Source organism: Bacteroides sp. D22 (assembly GCF_000163675.1).
In the GTDB taxonomy this organism is placed as follows: Bacteria; Bacteroidota; Bacteroidia; order Bacteroidales; family Bacteroidaceae; genus Bacteroides; species Bacteroides xylanisolvens.
The window spans coordinates 67,797-86,247 of the sequence record NZ_GG774821.1 but is presented as its reverse complement, the minus strand read 5'-3'; the positions used below and the strand labels follow the sequence as shown (position 1 = coordinate 86,247).

The 18,451-nt window shown below is 42.4% G+C and carries 15 protein-coding genes; 12 read left to right on the top strand and 3 right to left on the bottom strand.

Annotated elements, in window-relative coordinates:
* The 10 genes from HMPREF0106_RS0125170 to HMPREF0106_RS03860 form a co-directional block, all read left to right on the top strand.
* On the top strand, positions 1-210 hold a 210-nt coding region (locus HMPREF0106_RS0125170; RefSeq protein WP_032851611.1), incomplete at its 5' end, for a transposase domain-containing protein.
* A gap of 974 nt (positions 211-1,184) precedes the next feature.
* Positions 1,185-2,372, top strand: a complete 1,188-nt coding sequence (locus tag HMPREF0106_RS03820) for an ATP-binding protein (protein ID WP_004312586.1) — start codon at positions 1,185-1,187, stop codon at positions 2,370-2,372.
* A 123-nt stretch (positions 2,373-2,495) separates the two neighbouring features.
* A complete protein-coding gene (locus HMPREF0106_RS03825; RefSeq protein WP_004306027.1) occupies positions 2,496-2,765 on the top strand; it encodes a hypothetical protein in 270 nt (89 codons plus the stop codon).
* A gap of 7 nt (positions 2,766-2,772) precedes the next feature.
* Positions 2,773-3,327, top strand: a complete 555-nt coding sequence (locus HMPREF0106_RS03830; RefSeq protein ID WP_004312588.1) for a 1-acyl-sn-glycerol-3-phosphate acyltransferase — start codon at positions 2,773-2,775, stop codon at positions 3,325-3,327.
* A 37-nt stretch (positions 3,328-3,364) separates the two neighbouring features.
* Entirely contained in the window at positions 3,365-4,141 is a 777-nt protein-coding gene (locus HMPREF0106_RS03835; RefSeq protein WP_004312590.1) for an amidohydrolase, read from the top strand.
* 148 nt (positions 4,142-4,289) lie between these two features.
* Positions 4,290-6,281: a glucosamine-6-phosphate deaminase gene (locus HMPREF0106_RS03840; RefSeq protein ID WP_004312593.1), complete on the top strand. Its 1,992-nt coding sequence runs from the start codon at positions 4,290-4,292 to the stop codon at positions 6,279-6,281.
* A 219-nt stretch (positions 6,282-6,500) separates the two neighbouring features.
* Positions 6,501-9,410 carry a xanthan lyase gene (locus HMPREF0106_RS03845; RefSeq protein WP_009040915.1) on the top strand — a complete coding sequence of 970 codons (2,910 nt, stop codon included), beginning with the start codon at positions 6,501-6,503 and terminating at the stop codon, positions 9,408-9,410.
* 80 nt (positions 9,411-9,490) lie between these two features.
* Positions 9,491-9,808 carry a hypothetical protein gene (locus HMPREF0106_RS03850; RefSeq protein ID WP_004312597.1) on the top strand — a complete coding sequence of 106 codons (318 nt, stop codon included), beginning with the start codon at positions 9,491-9,493 and terminating at the stop codon, positions 9,806-9,808.
* Positions 9,808-10,032 (top strand): sulfurtransferase TusA family protein, encoded by a 225-nt coding sequence (locus HMPREF0106_RS03855; RefSeq protein WP_004312598.1) that lies wholly within the window; start codon positions 9,808-9,810, stop codon positions 10,030-10,032. Before HMPREF0106_RS03850 ends, HMPREF0106_RS03855 begins: the two co-directional genes overlap by 1 nt.
* 106 nt (positions 10,033-10,138) lie before the next feature.
* Complete coding sequence (locus HMPREF0106_RS03860; RefSeq protein WP_009040914.1) at positions 10,139-11,995, top strand: YgiQ family radical SAM protein; 1,857 nt, start codon at positions 10,139-10,141, stop codon at positions 11,993-11,995.
* A 32-nt stretch (positions 11,996-12,027) separates the two neighbouring features.
* Here the strand turns inward: HMPREF0106_RS03860 and HMPREF0106_RS03865 are convergent, their stop codons facing one another.
* The 3 genes from HMPREF0106_RS03865 to mfd form a co-directional block, all read right to left on the bottom strand.
* On the bottom strand, positions 12,028-12,324 hold the full coding sequence (locus HMPREF0106_RS03865) for a type II toxin-antitoxin system RelE/ParE family toxin (protein ID WP_004312602.1): 297 nt from the start codon (positions 12,322-12,324) through the stop codon (positions 12,028-12,030).
* Positions 12,312-12,524: a hypothetical protein gene (locus HMPREF0106_RS03870; RefSeq protein ID WP_008021814.1), complete on the bottom strand. Its 213-nt coding sequence runs from the start codon at positions 12,522-12,524 to the stop codon at positions 12,312-12,314. The genes HMPREF0106_RS03865 and HMPREF0106_RS03870 overlap by 13 nt, the downstream gene beginning before the upstream one ends.
* Positions 12,525-12,609: 85 nt before the next feature.
* A complete protein-coding gene (gene mfd / locus HMPREF0106_RS03875; RefSeq protein WP_032842095.1) occupies positions 12,610-15,984 on the bottom strand; it encodes a transcription-repair coupling factor in 3,375 nt (1,124 codons plus the stop codon).
* A gap of 215 nt (positions 15,985-16,199) precedes the next feature.
* On the opposite strand from mfd, the gene HMPREF0106_RS03880 reads away from it, so the two are divergent.
* Both HMPREF0106_RS03880 and HMPREF0106_RS03885 read left to right on the top strand, forming a co-directional pair.
* Entirely contained in the window at positions 16,200-16,943 is a 744-nt protein-coding gene (locus HMPREF0106_RS03880; RefSeq protein ID WP_004312608.1) for a polyprenol monophosphomannose synthase, read from the top strand.
* A complete protein-coding gene (locus HMPREF0106_RS03885) occupies positions 16,940-18,280 on the top strand; it encodes a dihydroorotase (RefSeq protein ID WP_008643305.1) in 1,341 nt (446 codons plus the stop codon). The genes HMPREF0106_RS03880 and HMPREF0106_RS03885 overlap by 4 nt, the downstream gene beginning before the upstream one ends.
* Positions 18,281-18,451 lie beyond the last annotated feature (171 nt).

Here is an 18,451-nt window from a genome sequence, read left to right as displayed (position 1 = left end):
AAAAAAACTACATTGTTCTTCGGCAGCCATAAGGGGGCCGAACGAGGCGCCATACTCTATACGATAGCACTCACTTGTAGGATGCATAAAGTGAATCTATTTGAGTATCTCACGGATGTGATAAACAGAACAGCCGAATGGCAACCGAACACACCAATTGAAAAATACAGGGAACTGCTTCCTGACAGATGGGAAAAGGCTAATGACTAAAAAGGGATCATTAGCCTTTTTATTTTAATACACTATATAGAATCGCGGAGACGCTTACTTCACTCGCGTGGAAGTTATTCTTTTACTTTCCTATAACGTTCTGAATTTATTCACCATATAGGCCGCAGAAGTGAATCTTATTCATGTCTGCACTGTTTTCACCACAGAGTACACAGAGGGCACAGAGGTGAATCTGTTTTATGACTTACGGTTGTGACCCTAATTTTGATGCGTAATCCTCCTACTATAAAGTTGAAAAAACATGAAAACATCTGCCACCTGCAACCAAACGCGTGTAATGCACTAGTTGATAAATAGTTGGAGCGTTGCAGATACCTGCGGCAGATAGGTTGTAGATAAAGTATCTGCCACACAGTATAAACCTTACATAAGCCAATTCTCTAGGAGGGCAAAAGTTTATTGTATACATTAACTTCCCGTTTCCAGGCGGGGAACTGTCGTTTCCGGCATTAGAAATTACAGTTTCCACGGCAGGAAACGAGAGTTCCTAAGGCGAGACACTACAGTTTCTACGTAAGGATACTGTCGTTTCCCCGTAGAGACACCACCATTTCTCCACGGAGTCACCCCAATTATCCCATAGCTTTGCACAAAGGAATCCAGGCTTTTTCTTTGATTATATAACGTGTTGCAGATACTTTATCTGCAACCTATCTGCAACAGGTATCTGCAACGTTCCAACTATTTATTAATTAGTGTGTTACACGCTTTTCGTTGCAGGTGGCAGATGTTTTTATGTTTTTCAACTTTATAGTAGACCAAACTTTCATTCATTTCTGCACCGTTTCATTCATTTTTATACTCTTTAATTTCATGATTAAAGAAAAGATAAAGAATTGTAGATTTAAAATGATACAAAGCAACTTATTGTGTATATTTGCGTTATTTATTGAGTAAAACTAATCAATATATTGAGTAAAAGTACTCATTCTATTGAATAAACAACAGAAAACATGTATAAAAGAGTTCAATATCAAACGATTACAAAAAGACTAAAAGAGCCTCGACATTTCCTGCAAGTAGTGTTAGGACCTCGCCAAGTTGGAAAGACTACAGTCATCAAACAAGTAGTCAATGATCTGAATCTACCTTATCAAATCTATTCGGCAGATAGTATTCCTGCTACACAGACATCTTGGATTTCAGACTGTTGGAATACGGCAAGAGTACAGATGCGAGTAGAAAAATTATCTGAATTTATTCTGATAATCGATGAAATTCAAAAAATAAAAAATTGGAGTGAAGTAGTCAAAAAAGAATGGGATGCAGATACATTCAATGATATTAATATGAAAGTCGTTCTTCTCGGCTCTTCACGTGTATTGTTAGAAAAGGGATTATCAGACTCGATGATGGGTCGCTTTGAAGAGATAAGAATGACACACTGGTCGTATCCGGAAATGCGGGATGCATTTAATATGAGTCTGGAACAGTATCTTTATTTCGGTGGATACCCGGGAGCAGCTTTTTTGATAGAAGATGAAGAACGCTGGGGACAATATATCAATGGAGCAATCATAGATGCCACTATCAATAAAGATATTTTATACGATTCCCCAATTAGCAAACCGGCATTATTACGGCAAACTTTTGAACTGGGAACTTCTTATTCCGGTGAAATCGTATCGCTGACCAAAATGGTAGGAGCATTACAAGACGCTGGAAATACAACAACGCTAGCAGGATATTTAAACTTACTGGGAGATAGCGGCTTACTGACCGGTTTACAAAAGTTTGCAATGGACAAGTCGCGCCAAAGAGCAAGCGCTCCTAAATTTCAGGTATTCAACAATGCTTTAAAAACCGTATATAATGATTTGACTTTTAAGGAGGCTATTCTCAACAGAAAAGAATGGGGACGTATTTTTGAATCTGCAATTGGTGCACATATTGTTTCCAACGCATTTACTGGTAACTATGAAGTATTTTACTGGAGAGAAAAAGATAAGGAAGTAGATTATATATTGAAAAAGAAAAACCGGATTGTAGCCATAGAAGTAAAAAGCAACAGTGAAATGTATAATGCAGGACTAGAAGAAATACGCAAAATGTATCAACCGTATGCTAGTTTCGTAGTCGGAGAAGGGGGCATGAAAGCCGAACAATTCTTAAGTATCAATCCTGCGAAGTTATTTGAATAAAGAAATACAGCAAGAAGATGCAGGCTTGAATAATGTTTTTCCCCGTATTATTCGCTAGAATCAAAGAAAGTACCTATCTTTACCGCAAGTATTTTTTATTATTCACCATTAAATGTAAAGATTATGGCAAGTAGAAGAGAACTCAAAAAGAACGTAAACTATATCGCAGGAGAATTATTCACCGAGTGTTTAATCAACAGCATGTTCATCCCTGGCACAGACAAGGTGAAAGCAGATGAACTGATGGCAGAGGTACTGAAGATGCAGGATGAGTTTGTCACTCGCATCAGCCACACAGAACCGGGCAACGTGAAAGGTTTTTATAAGAAATTCCGTGCTGATTTTAATGCAAAGGTAAACGAGATTATTGAAGCTATAGGGAAATTGAACTAACAACAGAATGAAAAAAGCAATTTATAGCTTTATCTATTACCGCCTGTTAGGGTGGAAGACAAACGTTACGGTGCCTAATTATGATAAATGCGTGATATGTGCCGCTCCACACACAACAAACCTTGATTTATTTATTGGAAAACTATTTTATGGTGCTATAGGCCGTAAGACAAGTTTCATGATGAAAAAAGAATGGTTTTTCTTTCCGCTTGGAATTTTTTTCAAAGCAGTTGGCGGAATTCCCGTCGACCGCAGTCGAAAAACTTCGCTAGTAGATCAAATGGTTCATAAATTTGCCGAATATAAAAAGTTTAATTTGGCTATCACTCCCGAAGGAACCCGTAAAGCGAATCCAAACTGGAAAAAAGGCTTTTATTTTATAGCCTTGAAAGCACAGGTTCCTATCGTTCTGATTGGTATTGATTACAGCAAAAAAACGATTTCGGCAACGAAAGCTATCATGCCGTCAGGAGATATTAATAAGGACATGAGAGAAATCAAACTTTACTTCAAGGATTTCAAAGGAAAACATCCGGAGAATTTTGCTCTTGGAGAAATATGATTTAAGTATTAGGTATTAAGTATAATACTTAGTTATCATGGAGTCTATCCGTATTTCTATCATACAAACCGATATTGTTTGGGAAAATAAACAAGAAAATCTCCGTTTGCTCCACGAAAAGCTACAAAGTCTTCGTGGAATAACGGAGATTGTTGTTTTACCGGAGATGTTTTCTACCGGATTCAGTATGCAGAGTAAAATACTGGCAGAGCCAAATTCCGGAGAAACCATTACAACACTCAAACAATGGGCCGCCAAATTCCAGCTAGCCATTTGCGGAAGCTATATAGCAACAGAGAACGAACAGTTTTATAACCGTGCGTTCTTTCTGACGCCGGAAGGAGAAGAGTTCTATTATGACAAACGACATCTGTTTCGTATGGGACGGGAAGCTGAACACTTTTCGGCCGGTGATAAACGACTCATCATCCCCTATCATGGATGGAATATCTGCCTGCTGGTTTGCTATGACCTTCGTTTCCCTGTATGGAGCCGAAACGTAGGCAACGAGTACGACCTTTTAATATATGTAGCCAACTGGCCTATCCCCCGCCGTCTGGTTTGGGATACTCTACTCCGGGCACGCGCTTTAGAAAATCAATGCTATGTATGCGGTGTCAACAGAGTAGGTACAGACGGGTACCAACTTTCATATAATGGAGGAAGTAAAGTCTACTCCGCTTTCGGAGAAGAAATCGGCTCAATTCCAGATGAAAAGGAAGGAATAACGACTGTCAGTGTAAATCTCACTGCTCTCAACCAATTCAGAGAGAAGTTCCCGGTATGGAAAGATGCAGACGAATTCCATCTATAACATTTGCCAAATAACAAATGTTAAAAACAGATTCATGTAGCAACAATACCTAGAATTCGGTAGTTAATTATATAGACTTCTTTTGTATCTTTGTCGTGAAAATACAGTCGTAAGGACGCTAATCTTACATAACTTAATTAACAACTTTATGAAAACAAATCTTAGTTCTCAAATCAGTCTCCACCGGGTCTCCCCCAGATACTACAGACCGGAGAATGCATTTGAAAAATCAGTCTTGACAAGACTCGAAAAAATCCCTACGGACATCTACGAATCCGTAGAAGAAGGTGCTAACTATATTGCTCGCGAAATAGCACAGACCATCCGCGAAAAACAAAAAGCAGGACGCTTCTGCGTATTGGCACTCCCCGGAGGTGATTCGCCCAGCCACGTATATACCGAACTCATCCGCATGCATAAGGAAGAAGGTCTTAGCTTCCGCAATGTGATCGTATTTAATATGTATGAATATTATCCGTTGGCTCCCGATGCAATCAACAGCAACTTCAATGCTTTGAAGAGTATGTTGCTGGATCACATCGATATTGACAAACAAAATATATTCACTCCCGACGGAAGCATTGCCAAAGATACCATCTTCGAATATTGCCGTCTGTACGAACAACGCATCGAAAGCTTCGGAGGTATTGATATTGCCTTGTTGGGCATTGGCCGTGTAGGTAACATCGCGTTCAACGAACCGGGTTCCCGACTGAATTCTACCACTCGTCTGATTTTGTTGGATAATGCATCACGCAACGAAGCATCCAAGATTTTCGGAACGCTGGATAATACGCCGATCAGTTCTATTACAATGGGTGTATCCACTATCCTTGGCGCAAAGAAGGTTTATCTGCTTGCATGGGGGGAAAACAAAGCAGCTATGATTAAAGAATGTGTGGAAGGTGCGATCACTGACACTATTCCGGCTTCTTATCTGCAAACTCACAACAACGCGCATGTAGCTCTTGATCTTTCAGCAGCTATGAACTTAACACGTATCCAACGTCCGTGGCTGGTAACTTCTTGCGAATGGAATGATAAACTAATCCGTAGCGCCATTGTTTGGTTGTGTCAGTTGACCGGCAAACCGATTCTGAAGTTGACAAATAAAGACTATAACGAAAACGGTTTGAGTGAACTTCTGGCACTTTACGGTTCTGCGTACAATGTAAACATCAAAATCTTCAATGATTTACAGCACACCATTACCGGATGGCCGGGTGGCAAACCTAATGCTGATGACACCTACCGTCCGGAACGTGCAAAACCGTATCCGAAACGTGTAATCATTTTCTCTCCGCATCCGGATGATGACGTTATTTCGATGGGTGGTACGCTTCGTCGTTTGGTAGAGCAAAAACATGAAGTACACGTAGCTTACGAAACTTCCGGTAATATCGCCGTTGGTGACGAAGAAGTAGTTCGTTTCATGCATTTCATCAACGGATTCAACCAACTCTTCAATAACAGTGCAGATCAGGTTATCAATGAGAAATATGCAGAAATACGTAATTTCTTGAAAGAGAAGAAAGATGGTGATATGGACAGTCGTGACATTCTGACTATCAAAGGTCTGATTCGTCGTGGTGAAGCCCGTACGGCCTGTACTTATAACAATATACCATTGGAACGATGCCACTTCCTAGACTTGCCGTTCTATGAAACAGGTAAGATTCAGAAAAACCCGATCAGTGAAGCAGACGTGGAAATCGTACGTAACTTGCTTCGTGAAGTGAAACCTCATCAGATTTTCGTTGCAGGTGACTTGGCCGACCCGCACGGAACACACCGTGTATGTACGGACGCCGTATTCGCAGCCGTTGATCTTGAAAAAGAAGAAGGTGCCAAATGGCTGAAAGACTGCCGTATCTGGATGTACCGTGGTGCGTGGGCTGAATGGGAAATCGAAAATATTGAAATGGCAGTGCCGATCAGTCCGGAAGAACTTCGTGCAAAACGTAACTCTATCCTGAAACATCAGTCGCAGATGGAAAGCGCTCCGTTCCTGGGTAATGACGAACGTTTGTTCTGGCAACGTAGCGAAGACCGCAACCGTGGCACAGCTACTTTGTATGATAAGTTAGGACTGGCTTCTTACGAAGCAATGGAAGCATTTGTAGAATACGTTCCTTTATAAGAATAATATTCTTAATTAAGAGAATATAAAACAATGAAAGAAGAGTGGGAAGTTTCGATACTTCTCGCTCTTTTTTTGTTATTTTTGCGGGGATAATTCACCACAGAGGAAAGGAGGACACAGAGTTATTATGAACAACCATTTTTATATCGCTTCATAGATTTGCCCTCCGTGTTCTCCTTTCCTCTGTGGTGAAAATGAGAACAAAAGCATTGAATAATGAAAAAGATAATAGTGTTTCTTCTATGCCTTACTGTAAGTGCTAATTTTCTTTTCGCTCAAGATATTGAAAGAAATGTAAAAGAACGGCTGACGGATTACTTCAACAAATATACCGCAACAGCCAAAATCAGCACTCCTAAACTGAACAGTTTCGATATAAATTATGATCGCAAGACGATTGCAATCTATGCATCGGAGAGTTTCGCCTATCAGCCTTTCCGTCTGGAAACTGTAGAAAACATTTATAATCAAGTTAAAGAACTGCTTCCGGGGCCTGTTCATTATTACCAGCTCACCATTTATGCGGATGGAAAACCTATTGAGGATTTGGTTCCTAATTTCTACCGGAATAAGAAAAAGGATAAGGAGCGGTCATCTTTGAATATAGATTATAAAGGAGCTCCCTGGGTGAAAAACATTTCACGTCCCAATGAAATTTCACGCGGACTGCAAAACCGTCATATCGCAATCTGGCAAAGCCACGGCAACTACTTCAAAAATGATAAAAACGAATGGGGATGGCAACGCCCTCGATTATTCTGCACCACGGAAGATATGTTCACTCAATCTTTCGTTCTTCCATACGTGATTCCCATGTTGGAAAATGCTGGAGCGATTGTTTATACTCCCCGTGAACGGGATACGCAGAAGAATGAAATCATCGTAGATAATGACACTCCCAACGCTTCCCTTTATCTGGAAGTGGGTAGCAAAAAAGCTAATTGGACAAATGCCCCGGTAAGAGGATTTGCTCAAAAGAAAACGATCTACAAAGAGGGAGAGAATCCTTTCACTGACGGAACCTGTCGTTTCATACCAACCGAAAGAAAGAAAAAGAAGAATAAAGACCAGGTATTTGCCGAATGGGTACCTACTCTACCGGCAACAGGCAAGTATGCCGTTTATGTTTCCTATCAGACACTCCCAAATAGTGTAAGCGACGCCAAATATCTGGTATTCCATAACGGAGGAGTAACCGAATTTAAAGTTAATCAGAAAATAGGTGGAGGCACATGGGTTTACCTCGGAACGTTTGAATTTGATAAAGGGAACAACGACTACGGCATGGTGGTACTTAGCAACGAGAGCAGCGAACATGGAGTTGTATGCGCCGATGCAGTACGTTTTGGAGGTGGAATGGGAAACATTGCCCGTGGAGGAAGAACCAGCGGGCTACCCCGTTATTTGGAAGGAGCACGCTACTCTGCGCAATGGGCGGGAATGCCATACGAAGTGTATGCAGGACGTAAAGGTGAAAACGACTATACAGACGACATCAACACACGTTCCAACGCTATCAACTATTTGTCGGGCAGTTCTGTCTACAACCCGCAACAATCGGGTTTAGGCGTACCTTTGGAAATGACTATGGCGTTGCACAGTGATGCCGGATGCAGCAAGACTGATGAGCTTATCGGATCGCTCGGTATCTATACCACCGATTTCAATAATGGAAAACTGAATGCAGGAACAGACCGGTATGCATCACGTGACTTAGCCGATATTCTGCTCACACAGATTCAGAAAGATATTTATTCAAGTTACAGCATCCCCTGGACACGCCGCAGTATGTGGAACCGGAATTACAGTGAAACACGTCTCCCGGCTACACCTTCTACGATTATCGAACTGCTCTCCCATCAGAACTTCGCAGATATGCAGTTAGGGCATGATCCGAACTTCAAGTTTACAGTAGGACGAGCCATTTATAAAGGTATTTTGCAGTTCATTACCAGCCAGCATGATAAAGAATATATAGTTCAGCCCCTACCAGTCAGCAATTTCGCCATTCAATTCGGAAAGAAAAAGAATACATTGGAACTTTCATGGAAAGGTGAAGATGATCCGCAAGAACCGACTGCACGCCCACGGGAATACATCGTATATACACGCATCGGTTATGGAGGCTTTGACAATGGAACCTTAGTCAGCAAAACGTCCCACACCGTTAAAATAGAACCAGGGCTCGTTTATTCATTCAAAGTGACTGCCGTAAACCGCGGCGGGGAAAGCTTTCCCTCCGAAATCCTTTCCGCTTATAAAGCCAAACGCGAACAGGAAAAGGTAATTATCATCAATGGCTTTGACAGAATCAGCGGTCCGGCGGTCATTAATACTTCTGAAAGAGCAGGATTCGATTTATCACAAGATCCCGGAGTCCCGTATATATCAAACATTTCGTTTTGCGGAGCACAAACAGGCTTCGACCGTACACAAGCCGGAAAAGAAGGAAAAGGCAGTCTGGGACATAGCGGAAACGAGTTAGAAGGAATGAAAATAGCAGGGAACACATTCGATTATCCTTTTATTCATGGAAAAGCGATTCAGGCAGCCGGCAAATATAGTTTTGTATCATGCAGTGACGAAGCGGTAGAAAACGGATTGGTTACGTTAGAAGATTATCCGGTGGTAGATTATATCCTGGGACTGGAAAAAGAAGACCCCGCAAATAAAGCGTACTACAAGACATTCTCCTCGGCTATGCAACGAATTATGACCAGTTATTGTCAGTCGGGAGGTAGTCTATTTGTCAGCGGTGCTTATGTAGGAAGCGATATGAGCGGCACACAAGGCAACCGGGAGTTTACAGAGAAAATACTGAAATATGGTTATCAAAGTAGCCTGACGGATAAGAGTGCAAATCAGATTAAAGGATTGGGGCGCACGATCACGATCCCGCGTCTGCCCAATGAGAACAGTTATGCGGTTCCTGCAGCAGATTGCATCGTTCCCGTAGATACTGCTTTCCCTGTATTTACGTATGTACCCGGCAATCAGAGCGCAGGTATCGCTTACAAAGGAAACTACCGCACTTTTGTATTGGGCTTTCCTTTCGAAAGCATCCAGTCGGAAGCGGATCGGGCAACCATCATGGCAGGCATCTTGGGATTCTTTACTCAAAAATAAAAAATATCCTTTTTTTTTAATCCGTTTCTCATTTTAAATTCTATCTTTGCTACTATAATAACCTTTAAAACTAAAAAACAATGTATACTATACAAGCAAATCCTAGCGGTACACGCAGCATAGAAGTATCTAATGAAAACTTGAGAACAATTGAGAAATATGCTCTGTTCCGTCATCTTATCGACAGTACCGGTATTGTAGATGAAGCAGTTCTGGATAAGTTGAAACTTAATATCCGCTCCCTTATCGCCAGTCAGGAAGAAGACAGTAAAGACTTGCTGGACCTTTGTATCGACGTGATTTATCACAATAATATGAAGGCATTCGGTCTGCAACAGCTCATTAAGCTCTATCTTACCTGGCTTTCCAACACGGAAGCGGAAGAAGAGGAGGAATAATGATTACGGTAGATACCTGCGGAATAACAGCATACAGTCCGCTGATTCCTGCAATAAGAGCAATGTGCACTGCCTCTCCGGGAGAAACGATAGAGATTATCATGAACCATGCTGACGCGTTTCAGGATCTAAAGGAATATCTGTCCGAACAAGGTATCGGTTTTCGTGAAATCTATGATGGAGAACAAATGACATTACAGTTCACAATCAATGGGAAGTTATAAAAAAACATCTCAATGATTGAAGCAAAACATCCCGATAATCGAAGTTAAACATCTCAATGAATAAAAAAATCATTGGGATGTTTTTTATTATCCGTATCTTTGCAGCATGAAAGAATATCGATTGACTGACTGGTTACCTACTACCAAGAAAGAAGTAGAACTTCGCGGATGGAATGAATTGGATGTCATTCTATTCAGTGCTGACGCCTATGTGGATCACCCTTCTTTTGGTGCTGCCGTTATTGGACGGATTCTTGAAGCGGAAGGTTTGAAAATAGCCATTGTACCCCAGCCCAACTGGCGTGACGACCTGCGTGACTTCAAGAAGTTGGGACGCCCACGGCTATTCTTCGGTATCTCCGGTGGATGTATGGACTCAATGGTAAATAAATACACAGCCAACAAACGATTGCGCAGCGAAGATGCATATACCCCGGACGGTCGTCCGGATATGCGTCCGGAATATCCTTCTACGGTTTATAGCCAGATACTAAAGAAACTTTATCCGGATGTTCCCGTAGTTATCGGAGGAATCGAAGCCAGTTTAAGACGGTTAAGTCATTACGATTATTGGCAGGACAAAGTGCAAAAGAGCATTTTATGCGACAGCGGTGCCGACCTGCTCATTTACGGAATGGGAGAAAAACCACTTCCAGACCTGGTGAAGAATATGAAAAGTCTGCTTACTGCTGAAGAGCCAGTACTGACAAGCAGTAAATTCAGAACAATCATCGGATCAGTTCCTCAAACAGCCTATCTTTGTCGTGCAACAGAATGGACCTCTGCCGAAGATGACCTTCCACTTTATTCGCACGAAGAATGTCTGGCAGATAAAAAGAAACAGGCAAGCAATTTCCGGCATATCGAAGAAGAATCCAACAAATATTCGGCTTCCCGAATCACGCAAGCCGTCGGAAACAAGATAGTAGTAGTCAATCCTCCATATCCTCCGATGAGCCAGGAAGATCTCGATCGTTCGTTTGATTTGCCATATACCCGGCTACCTCATCCTAAATATAAAGGGAAACGGATTCCGGCTTATGACATGATTAAGTTTTCCATCAACATTCACCGGGGATGTTTCGGCGGTTGTGCCTTCTGCACCATTTCCGCTCATCAGGGAAAGTTTATCGTCAGCCGTAGCAAAGAGTCCATACTGAAAGAGGTGAAAGAGGTCATCCAGTTACCCGATTTCAAAGGATATTTAAGCGATTTGGGTGGTCCTTCCGCTAACATGTATCAGATGAAAGGAAAAGACGAAGCTATTTGCAAGAAGTGCAAACGACCGTCATGTATCCATCCGAAAGTTTGCCCGAATCTAAATACCGACCATCGCCCCTTACTGGATATTTACCGTGCAGTAGATGCCTTGCCCGGAATAAAAAAATCGTTTATCGGTAGCGGAATACGCTATGACCTGTTACTTCATCAAAGTAAAGATGAAGCGATCAACCGCAGCACTGCCGAGTATACCCGTGAATTGATTGTCAATCACGTAAGTGGTCGGCTGAAAGTAGCTCCGGAACATACCAGTGACCGGGTATTATCTGTGATGCACAAACCTTCTTTCGAGCAATTTGAAACATTCAAAAGGATATTCGACCGTATCAACCGGGAAGAGAATCTACGTCAACAACTGATTCCGTATTTCATTTCCTCGCATCCCGGATGCAAAGAAGAAGATATGGCGGAACTTGCCGTTATCACTAAACGTCTGGACTTCCACCTGGAACAAGTGCAGGACTTCACTCCTACTCCGATGACGGTTGCTACCGAAGCTTGGTATACCGGATTCCATCCATACACGTTAGAACCGATATTCAGTGCTAAAACCCAACGGGAGAAACTAGCACAACGACAGTTCTTCTTCTGGTATAAGCCGGAAGAAAGGAGAAATATCATCAATGAGTTGAGACGTATCGGACGTTCTGATTTGATAGACAAATTATACGGAAAAAGATAATTCGCTCCATTCCATCACTTACAAAACCACCTCTAAAAAGGAGCCTTATCAGGATCTTGGCGAGTATCAAAAACAGCTTCCACAAGAATCTGCTTTTCAAGTACCCGATAATAGACTTTGAAATAATCACAATGAAAAACACGTATATTAGGAACAGAAGTAGCTTTATACATATAAGGATATTTAGCGACTAATTGCAATACGTCTCTCACCATTGTATAAATGGAACGGCTATATTGGGTGTTTCCATTTCTCACATTATAGAAAGTCAGAATTTGCTGAAAAACAATAGTCGCTGTTTCTGTCCAGACTATTTTTAACTTAGCCATTGTTCCACCAGCTTATCCACATCTTCTTGAGTATGCAATCTACCCTCCTCATAATCTTTTTCAGAATGCATTATAATTTCCTGTTCATATTCTGTAGGAACATAAAGATTTGCATTAGGAGTAGTTACATGATAAGCAGCCACTGGTTCATTGACCTGTGGCAATTCATTATTTTGAGGTTTATATGATTTCTTAGCCATATCAGTTATTAAGATATCTACAAAGATAAAGATCCCCTTGGTATAAAACAAACAATTCCTCGCTTATCTTCCCCGAAAAGCTTATTTATTCTTCTTTCACTGGCAACGCCACAATCTCCTGCAACACACTGACTGCCGTCTCCACATTAGTAACATTTTTAATCAACATACTCCGTCTGCCATTTTGCTCACGCAGATCACAGCGCCGAGTATACTTCATCATATAGTCTATCACTTTACCGAAAGCCTTACTTTGATAGAACGGACTATCCGGATTGGAAACAAAGAACAAGGTCATTCGTCCGCCTTTCAGGAAAATCTTCTCTGCTCCCAAACGAGCTGACAAACGACGTAAAGGAACAATGCGGAGTAATTCTTCCGTTTCCCGGGGAACCGGACCGAAGCGGTCTTCCAAGCGGGAGCGGAAAGCCTCCACATCCTTATCCAATGTCAGTCCATCCAGTTCACGATAGAGCAACATACGTTCGCTGCTGCCGGTTACGTAATTGGCCGGCAATAAAAGTTCGAGGTCACTTTCTACCTGACACTCCTCTACAAATTCTTCTCCACTAATTTGTCCTTCACCTTTTATTTCATCAGCATACAGTTCCGCAAATTCATCTGTTTTCAGTTCATGGACAGCTTCAGTCAGAATCTTCTGATATGTTTCATATCCTAAATCAGCAACAAAGCCACTTTGCTCGGCTCCGAGCAAATTTCCGGCTCCACGAATGTCCAAATCCTGCATGGCAATATGAATACCACTTCCCAAATCACTAAAGTTCTCAATTGCTTGAAGACGTCGTCTCCCTTCGGTAGTCAGACTACTCAACGGAGGAGCCAGCAGATAACAGAATGCTTTCTTGTTACTACGCCCTACCCGTCCACGCATCTGATGGAGGTCACTCAAGCCGAAGTTTTGCGCCTGATTAATAATGATGGTATTTGCATTCGGAATATCGATACCACTTTCGATGATTGTGGTTGCCAAGAGCACGTCATAGTCATAGTTGACAAAATCCAGAATAATCTTTTCCAGTTCAGTCGGTTCCATCTGCCCGTGTCCGATTGCTACACGGCAATCCGGAATATGCCGCTCTATCATTGCTTTCAGTTCCGGCAAGTTCGCAATCCGGTTATTGACGAAAAAGACCTGCCCGTTGCGGCTCATCTCAAAATTGATGGCATCCGTTATCACTTCTTCATTAAAAGTATGCACTTCGGTCTGAATCGGATAGCGGTTAGGCGGCGGAGTGGAAATCACGCTCAAATCACGCGCGCCCATCAACGAGAATTGAAGGGTACGGGGAATCGGAGTAGCAGTCATTGTCAGTGTATCTACATTCACTTTCAATTGACGCAGCTTTTCTTTTACGGAAACTCCGAATTTCTGCTCTTCGTCAACAATCAGCAGTCCCAAGTCTTTAAACTGAACATCCTTGCCTAAGATACGGTGGGTACCTATCAGAATACCGACATCTCCATCCTTCAGTCCTTTCAATACAGCTTTGGTTTGTGCGGCAGTACGTGCGCGGCTTAAATATTCCACCCGGCATGGCAGTCCTTTCAGACGTTCGCGGAATGTTTGAAAATGCTGGTAAGCAAGCACCGTTGTCGGAACCAGAACGGCCACTTGTTTATTATCGGCAACAGCTTTGAAAGCGGCACGAATTGCAACTTCTGTTTTTCCAAATCCTACATCTCCACAGACCAGACGGTCCATCGGGCGGTCACTTTCCATATCCGCTTTGACATCAATCGTCGCCTTACTCTGATCCGGTGTATCTTCATAAATAAAGGATGCTTCCAACTCACGCTGCAAGAAACTATCGGGACTATAAGAAAACCCTTTTTCCTGACGACGCTGCGAATACAATTTTATCAAATCGCGGGCTATATCCTTGATTTTGCTCTTCGTACGTTCTTTCAGTTTCTCCCATGCCCCTGTACCTAATTTGTTAAGTCGGGGAGCCTCTCCCTCCTTACCTTTGTATTTGGAAACTTTATGCAGGGAATGAATGGAAACGAACACTACATCTTCATTCTGAAACACTAGTTTCAAAACTTCCTGCGTAGTATCACCATTCGGTATACGCACCAAACCGGAAAAACGTCCGATACCATGATCGGTATGCACCACATAATCCCCCGGAGTAAACTGGTTCAGTTCTTTTAAAGATAGTGCCACTTTCCCCGAACGAGCTTTATCACTTTTCAGATTATATTTATGGAAACGGTCAAACAGCTGATGATCTGTGAAGATACAAAATCGCAGTGTGTTATCTACAAACCCTTCGTGTATGGTACGCTCTACGGGAGTAAAATTAATCTGATCGCCCCGATCTTCAAAAATAGCCTTGATACGATCTGTCTGCTTCATACTGTCACTACAGATATATAGCGAATAACCTTTTTCCAAATAATCTTTGAAAGAAGAAGCTACCAAATCGAAATTCTTATGAAAGATGGGTTGGGCAGATGTATTGAAAGTAACACTGGCATTCGGCGTTCCGGTTGGTTTGTTACCAAATTCCAATCGACGGAAATCGAGTGCTCGTACAGTAAATTCACTGCCGTCTATCAATTTTCCCTCCAATGTAATACCTCCATTCTCTGCGGCTTCCTGGACAGCTATTGCCTGGGGAGTCAACGCTTCATCATGCACCACCTGGATTCGTTCACGCAACCAAAGAAAATCGCGCATTGCCAGAGTAGTATCTTTCGGGATAAAATCCAAAAAGGAAGTTGTCACGTCTCCTGTCACTGCTAAATCGGGAACAATAGACACTCCACTTTTCTTCTCGCGGGATAATTGGGACTCAACTTCAAAGGTACGGATACTTTCTACTTCATCACCAAAGAAATCAATACGATAAGGATATTCCGAAGCAAAAGAGAAAACGTCGATAATGCTACCGCGAACAGCGTATTGCCCCGGTTCATATACATAATCTACGTATTCGAAGCCATAACTATGCAACACATCAGTGATAAACGTGGTATCCACTTTCTCCCCTACATTCAGTTTCAGGGTTTTATCGCTCAATTCCTTTCGCGACACTACTTTCTCTGCCAATGCATCCGGGTACGTAACGATACATAGTCCCTCCTCCCCTTTTTGCAAGCGGCTAAGTACTTCCGTGCGCAGAATCTCATTGGCTGCGTCTTTTTGCCCATATTTAATAGAGCGACGGAATGAAGATGGAAAGAATAACACCTTTTCCGTACCCAATATCTGCGTCAAGTCATGATAAAAATAGCCGGCTTCTTCAAGATCACCTAAAATAAAGACAAACGGACAACCACCCTCTTGTACCAATACAGAAGAAAAAAGAGAAGCAGCAGATGCACACAGTCCTCCGCAAAAAACAGTCTGAACAGAAGTGTCCTTCAACAAGCGTTTCATTACTGCCATATTGGGGTGGGCAGCATATTGTTGTTGCAATTCAGTTATTGTCATACCTATAAAATTTCCCCGCAAAATTACAAAAAAGAATCGCAGGACAGACATAAGTGTGGGAAAGTTTTCATCCCCCCAAAGTTTCTCGGTGAGAAACAAAGTGTTCCACACCGAGAAACAAAAGATTGCCTTCTGCTCTTCACGTTAAATTTTCCTTAGTTCGGCTATAACTAAAGGAAAAGAACTACTTTTGTTTTAAATTTTATAGTATCTATATGCAGACATCGGATAGCATTGTAATTATCCCTACCTATAATGAACGGGAGAACATAGAAAATATCATCCGTGCCGTATTCGGCCTTCCCAAAGTATTCCATATTCTGGTAATAGAAGACGGCTCTCCGGACGGAACGGCAACCATCGTAAAAACCTTGCAACAAGAATTTCCCGAACGGCTTTTTATGATTGAGCGTAAAGGGAAACTGGGATTGGGTACTGCCTATATTACCGGATTTAAATGGGCACTGGAACACGCATACGAGTATATCTTTGAAATGGATGCCGACTTCAGTCATAATCCGAACGATTTGCCCCGTTTGTATCAGGCTTGTTCGGAACAGGGTGGAGATGTATCCATCGGCTCCCGCTACATCAGCGGAGTAAATGTAGTGAACTGGCCGATGGGACGGGTATTAATGTCGTACTTTGCCTCCAAATATGTGCGGTTCATCACAGGAATACCCGTACACGACACGACTGCCGGATTTGTCTGCTACCGCCGTCAGGTACTGGAAATGATTGATTTGGATCATATCCGTTTTAAGGGATATGCTTTTCAGATTGAAATGAAATTCACTGCTTACAAATGTGGTTTTAAAATCATCGAGGTTCCCGTGATTTTCATTAATCGTGAACTAGGAACTTCCAAAATGAATAGCAGCATCTTTGGAGAGGCCATATTTGGTGTGATTAAATTAAAAGTAAATAGTTGGTTCCATAAATTCCCGCAAAAGTCATGAAACGTACACTGATTCAAAACGCCGTTATTGTTAACGAAGGAAGAAAAGTACTGGGTTCAGTAGTCATTGAAAATGAAAAGATAGCCGAAATATTGGTGGGTGAAGAAAAAGCAACTGCCCCTTGTGACGAAGTCATTGACGCGAGCGGGTGTTATCTCCTGCCGGGTGCCATCGACGAACATGTTCATTTCCGCGATCCCGGACTGACTCATAAAGCTGATATTACCACAGAAAGCCATGCCGCTGCAGCAGGAGGTGTCACTTCCATCATGGACATGCCCAATACAAACCCGCAGACTACGACGCTGGAGGCTTTGGAAGAGAAATTCATCCTACTAGGCGAGAAATCAGCAGTCAACTATTCCTGCTATTTCGGAGCAACGAATAATAACTATACCCAGTTTGCGCAACTGGATAAACACCGGGTTTGTGGCGTGAAGTTATTTATGGGTTCAAGCACCGGCAATATGCTGGTAGACCGGATGGCCAGCTTGCGTAATATATTCGGTGGAACCGATCTGCTCATCGCCGCCCATTGCGAAGACCAGGGAATTATCAAAGAAAATACGGATAAATACAAGAAAGAATACGGAGACAATGTACCTCTGGCTCTTCATCCGCTTCTCCGTTCGGAAGAGGCTTGCTATCGTTCGTCCGAGCTGGCTGTGCAACTGGCACGGGAAACAAATGCCCGCCTGCACATCATGCATATTTCCACCGCTAAAGAGTTGAGTCTGTTTTCCAACGTTCCTCTGGCACAAAAAAAAATTACGGCAGAAGCCTGCGTTTCCCATCTACTCTTTACGGAAGAAGATTATCAGACATTGGGTGCCCGCATCAAATGCAACCCTGCCATTAAGACAGCGCAAGACCGGAAAGCTTTGCAAGAGGCTGTCAACAGCGGTCTGATTGATGCCATCGCAACCGACCATGCCCCACACTTGCTTAGTGAAAAAGAAGGAGGTGCATTAAAGGCAATGTCCGGGATGCCGATGATTCAGTTCTCGCTAGTCAGCATGCTGGAGTTGGCAGATAAAGGAGTGTTTACTATCGAAAAAGTAGTAGAAAAAATGGCTCATGCTCCTGCACAGATGTATGAGATACCAGACAGGGGATTCATCCGCAAAGGCTATCAGGCTGACCTGGTATTAGTCCGCCCCGGAAGCGAATGGACTGTAACAACTGATTGTATTCTAAGCAAATGTAAATGGAGTCCATTAGAGGGACACACATTCGACTGGAAAGTAGAGAAAACATTTGTAAACGGACATCTGTTATATAACAACGGAGAAATAGACGAGACTTATCGCGGACAAGAATTGTTCTTCGAACGATAAATGATAATTTTGCGGAGTGCCCTGAAAGGGCTTAATTATATAGCGTAGGGCAACGCCCTACGTAAAAACGACAATCTGAATTTGCGCCCTGAAAGGGCATAATTGTATACGGTTCCGCCCTTTCAGGGCTTGTGGCTGGTGTGTTTTTTCGTAGGGCGTTGCCCTACGCTA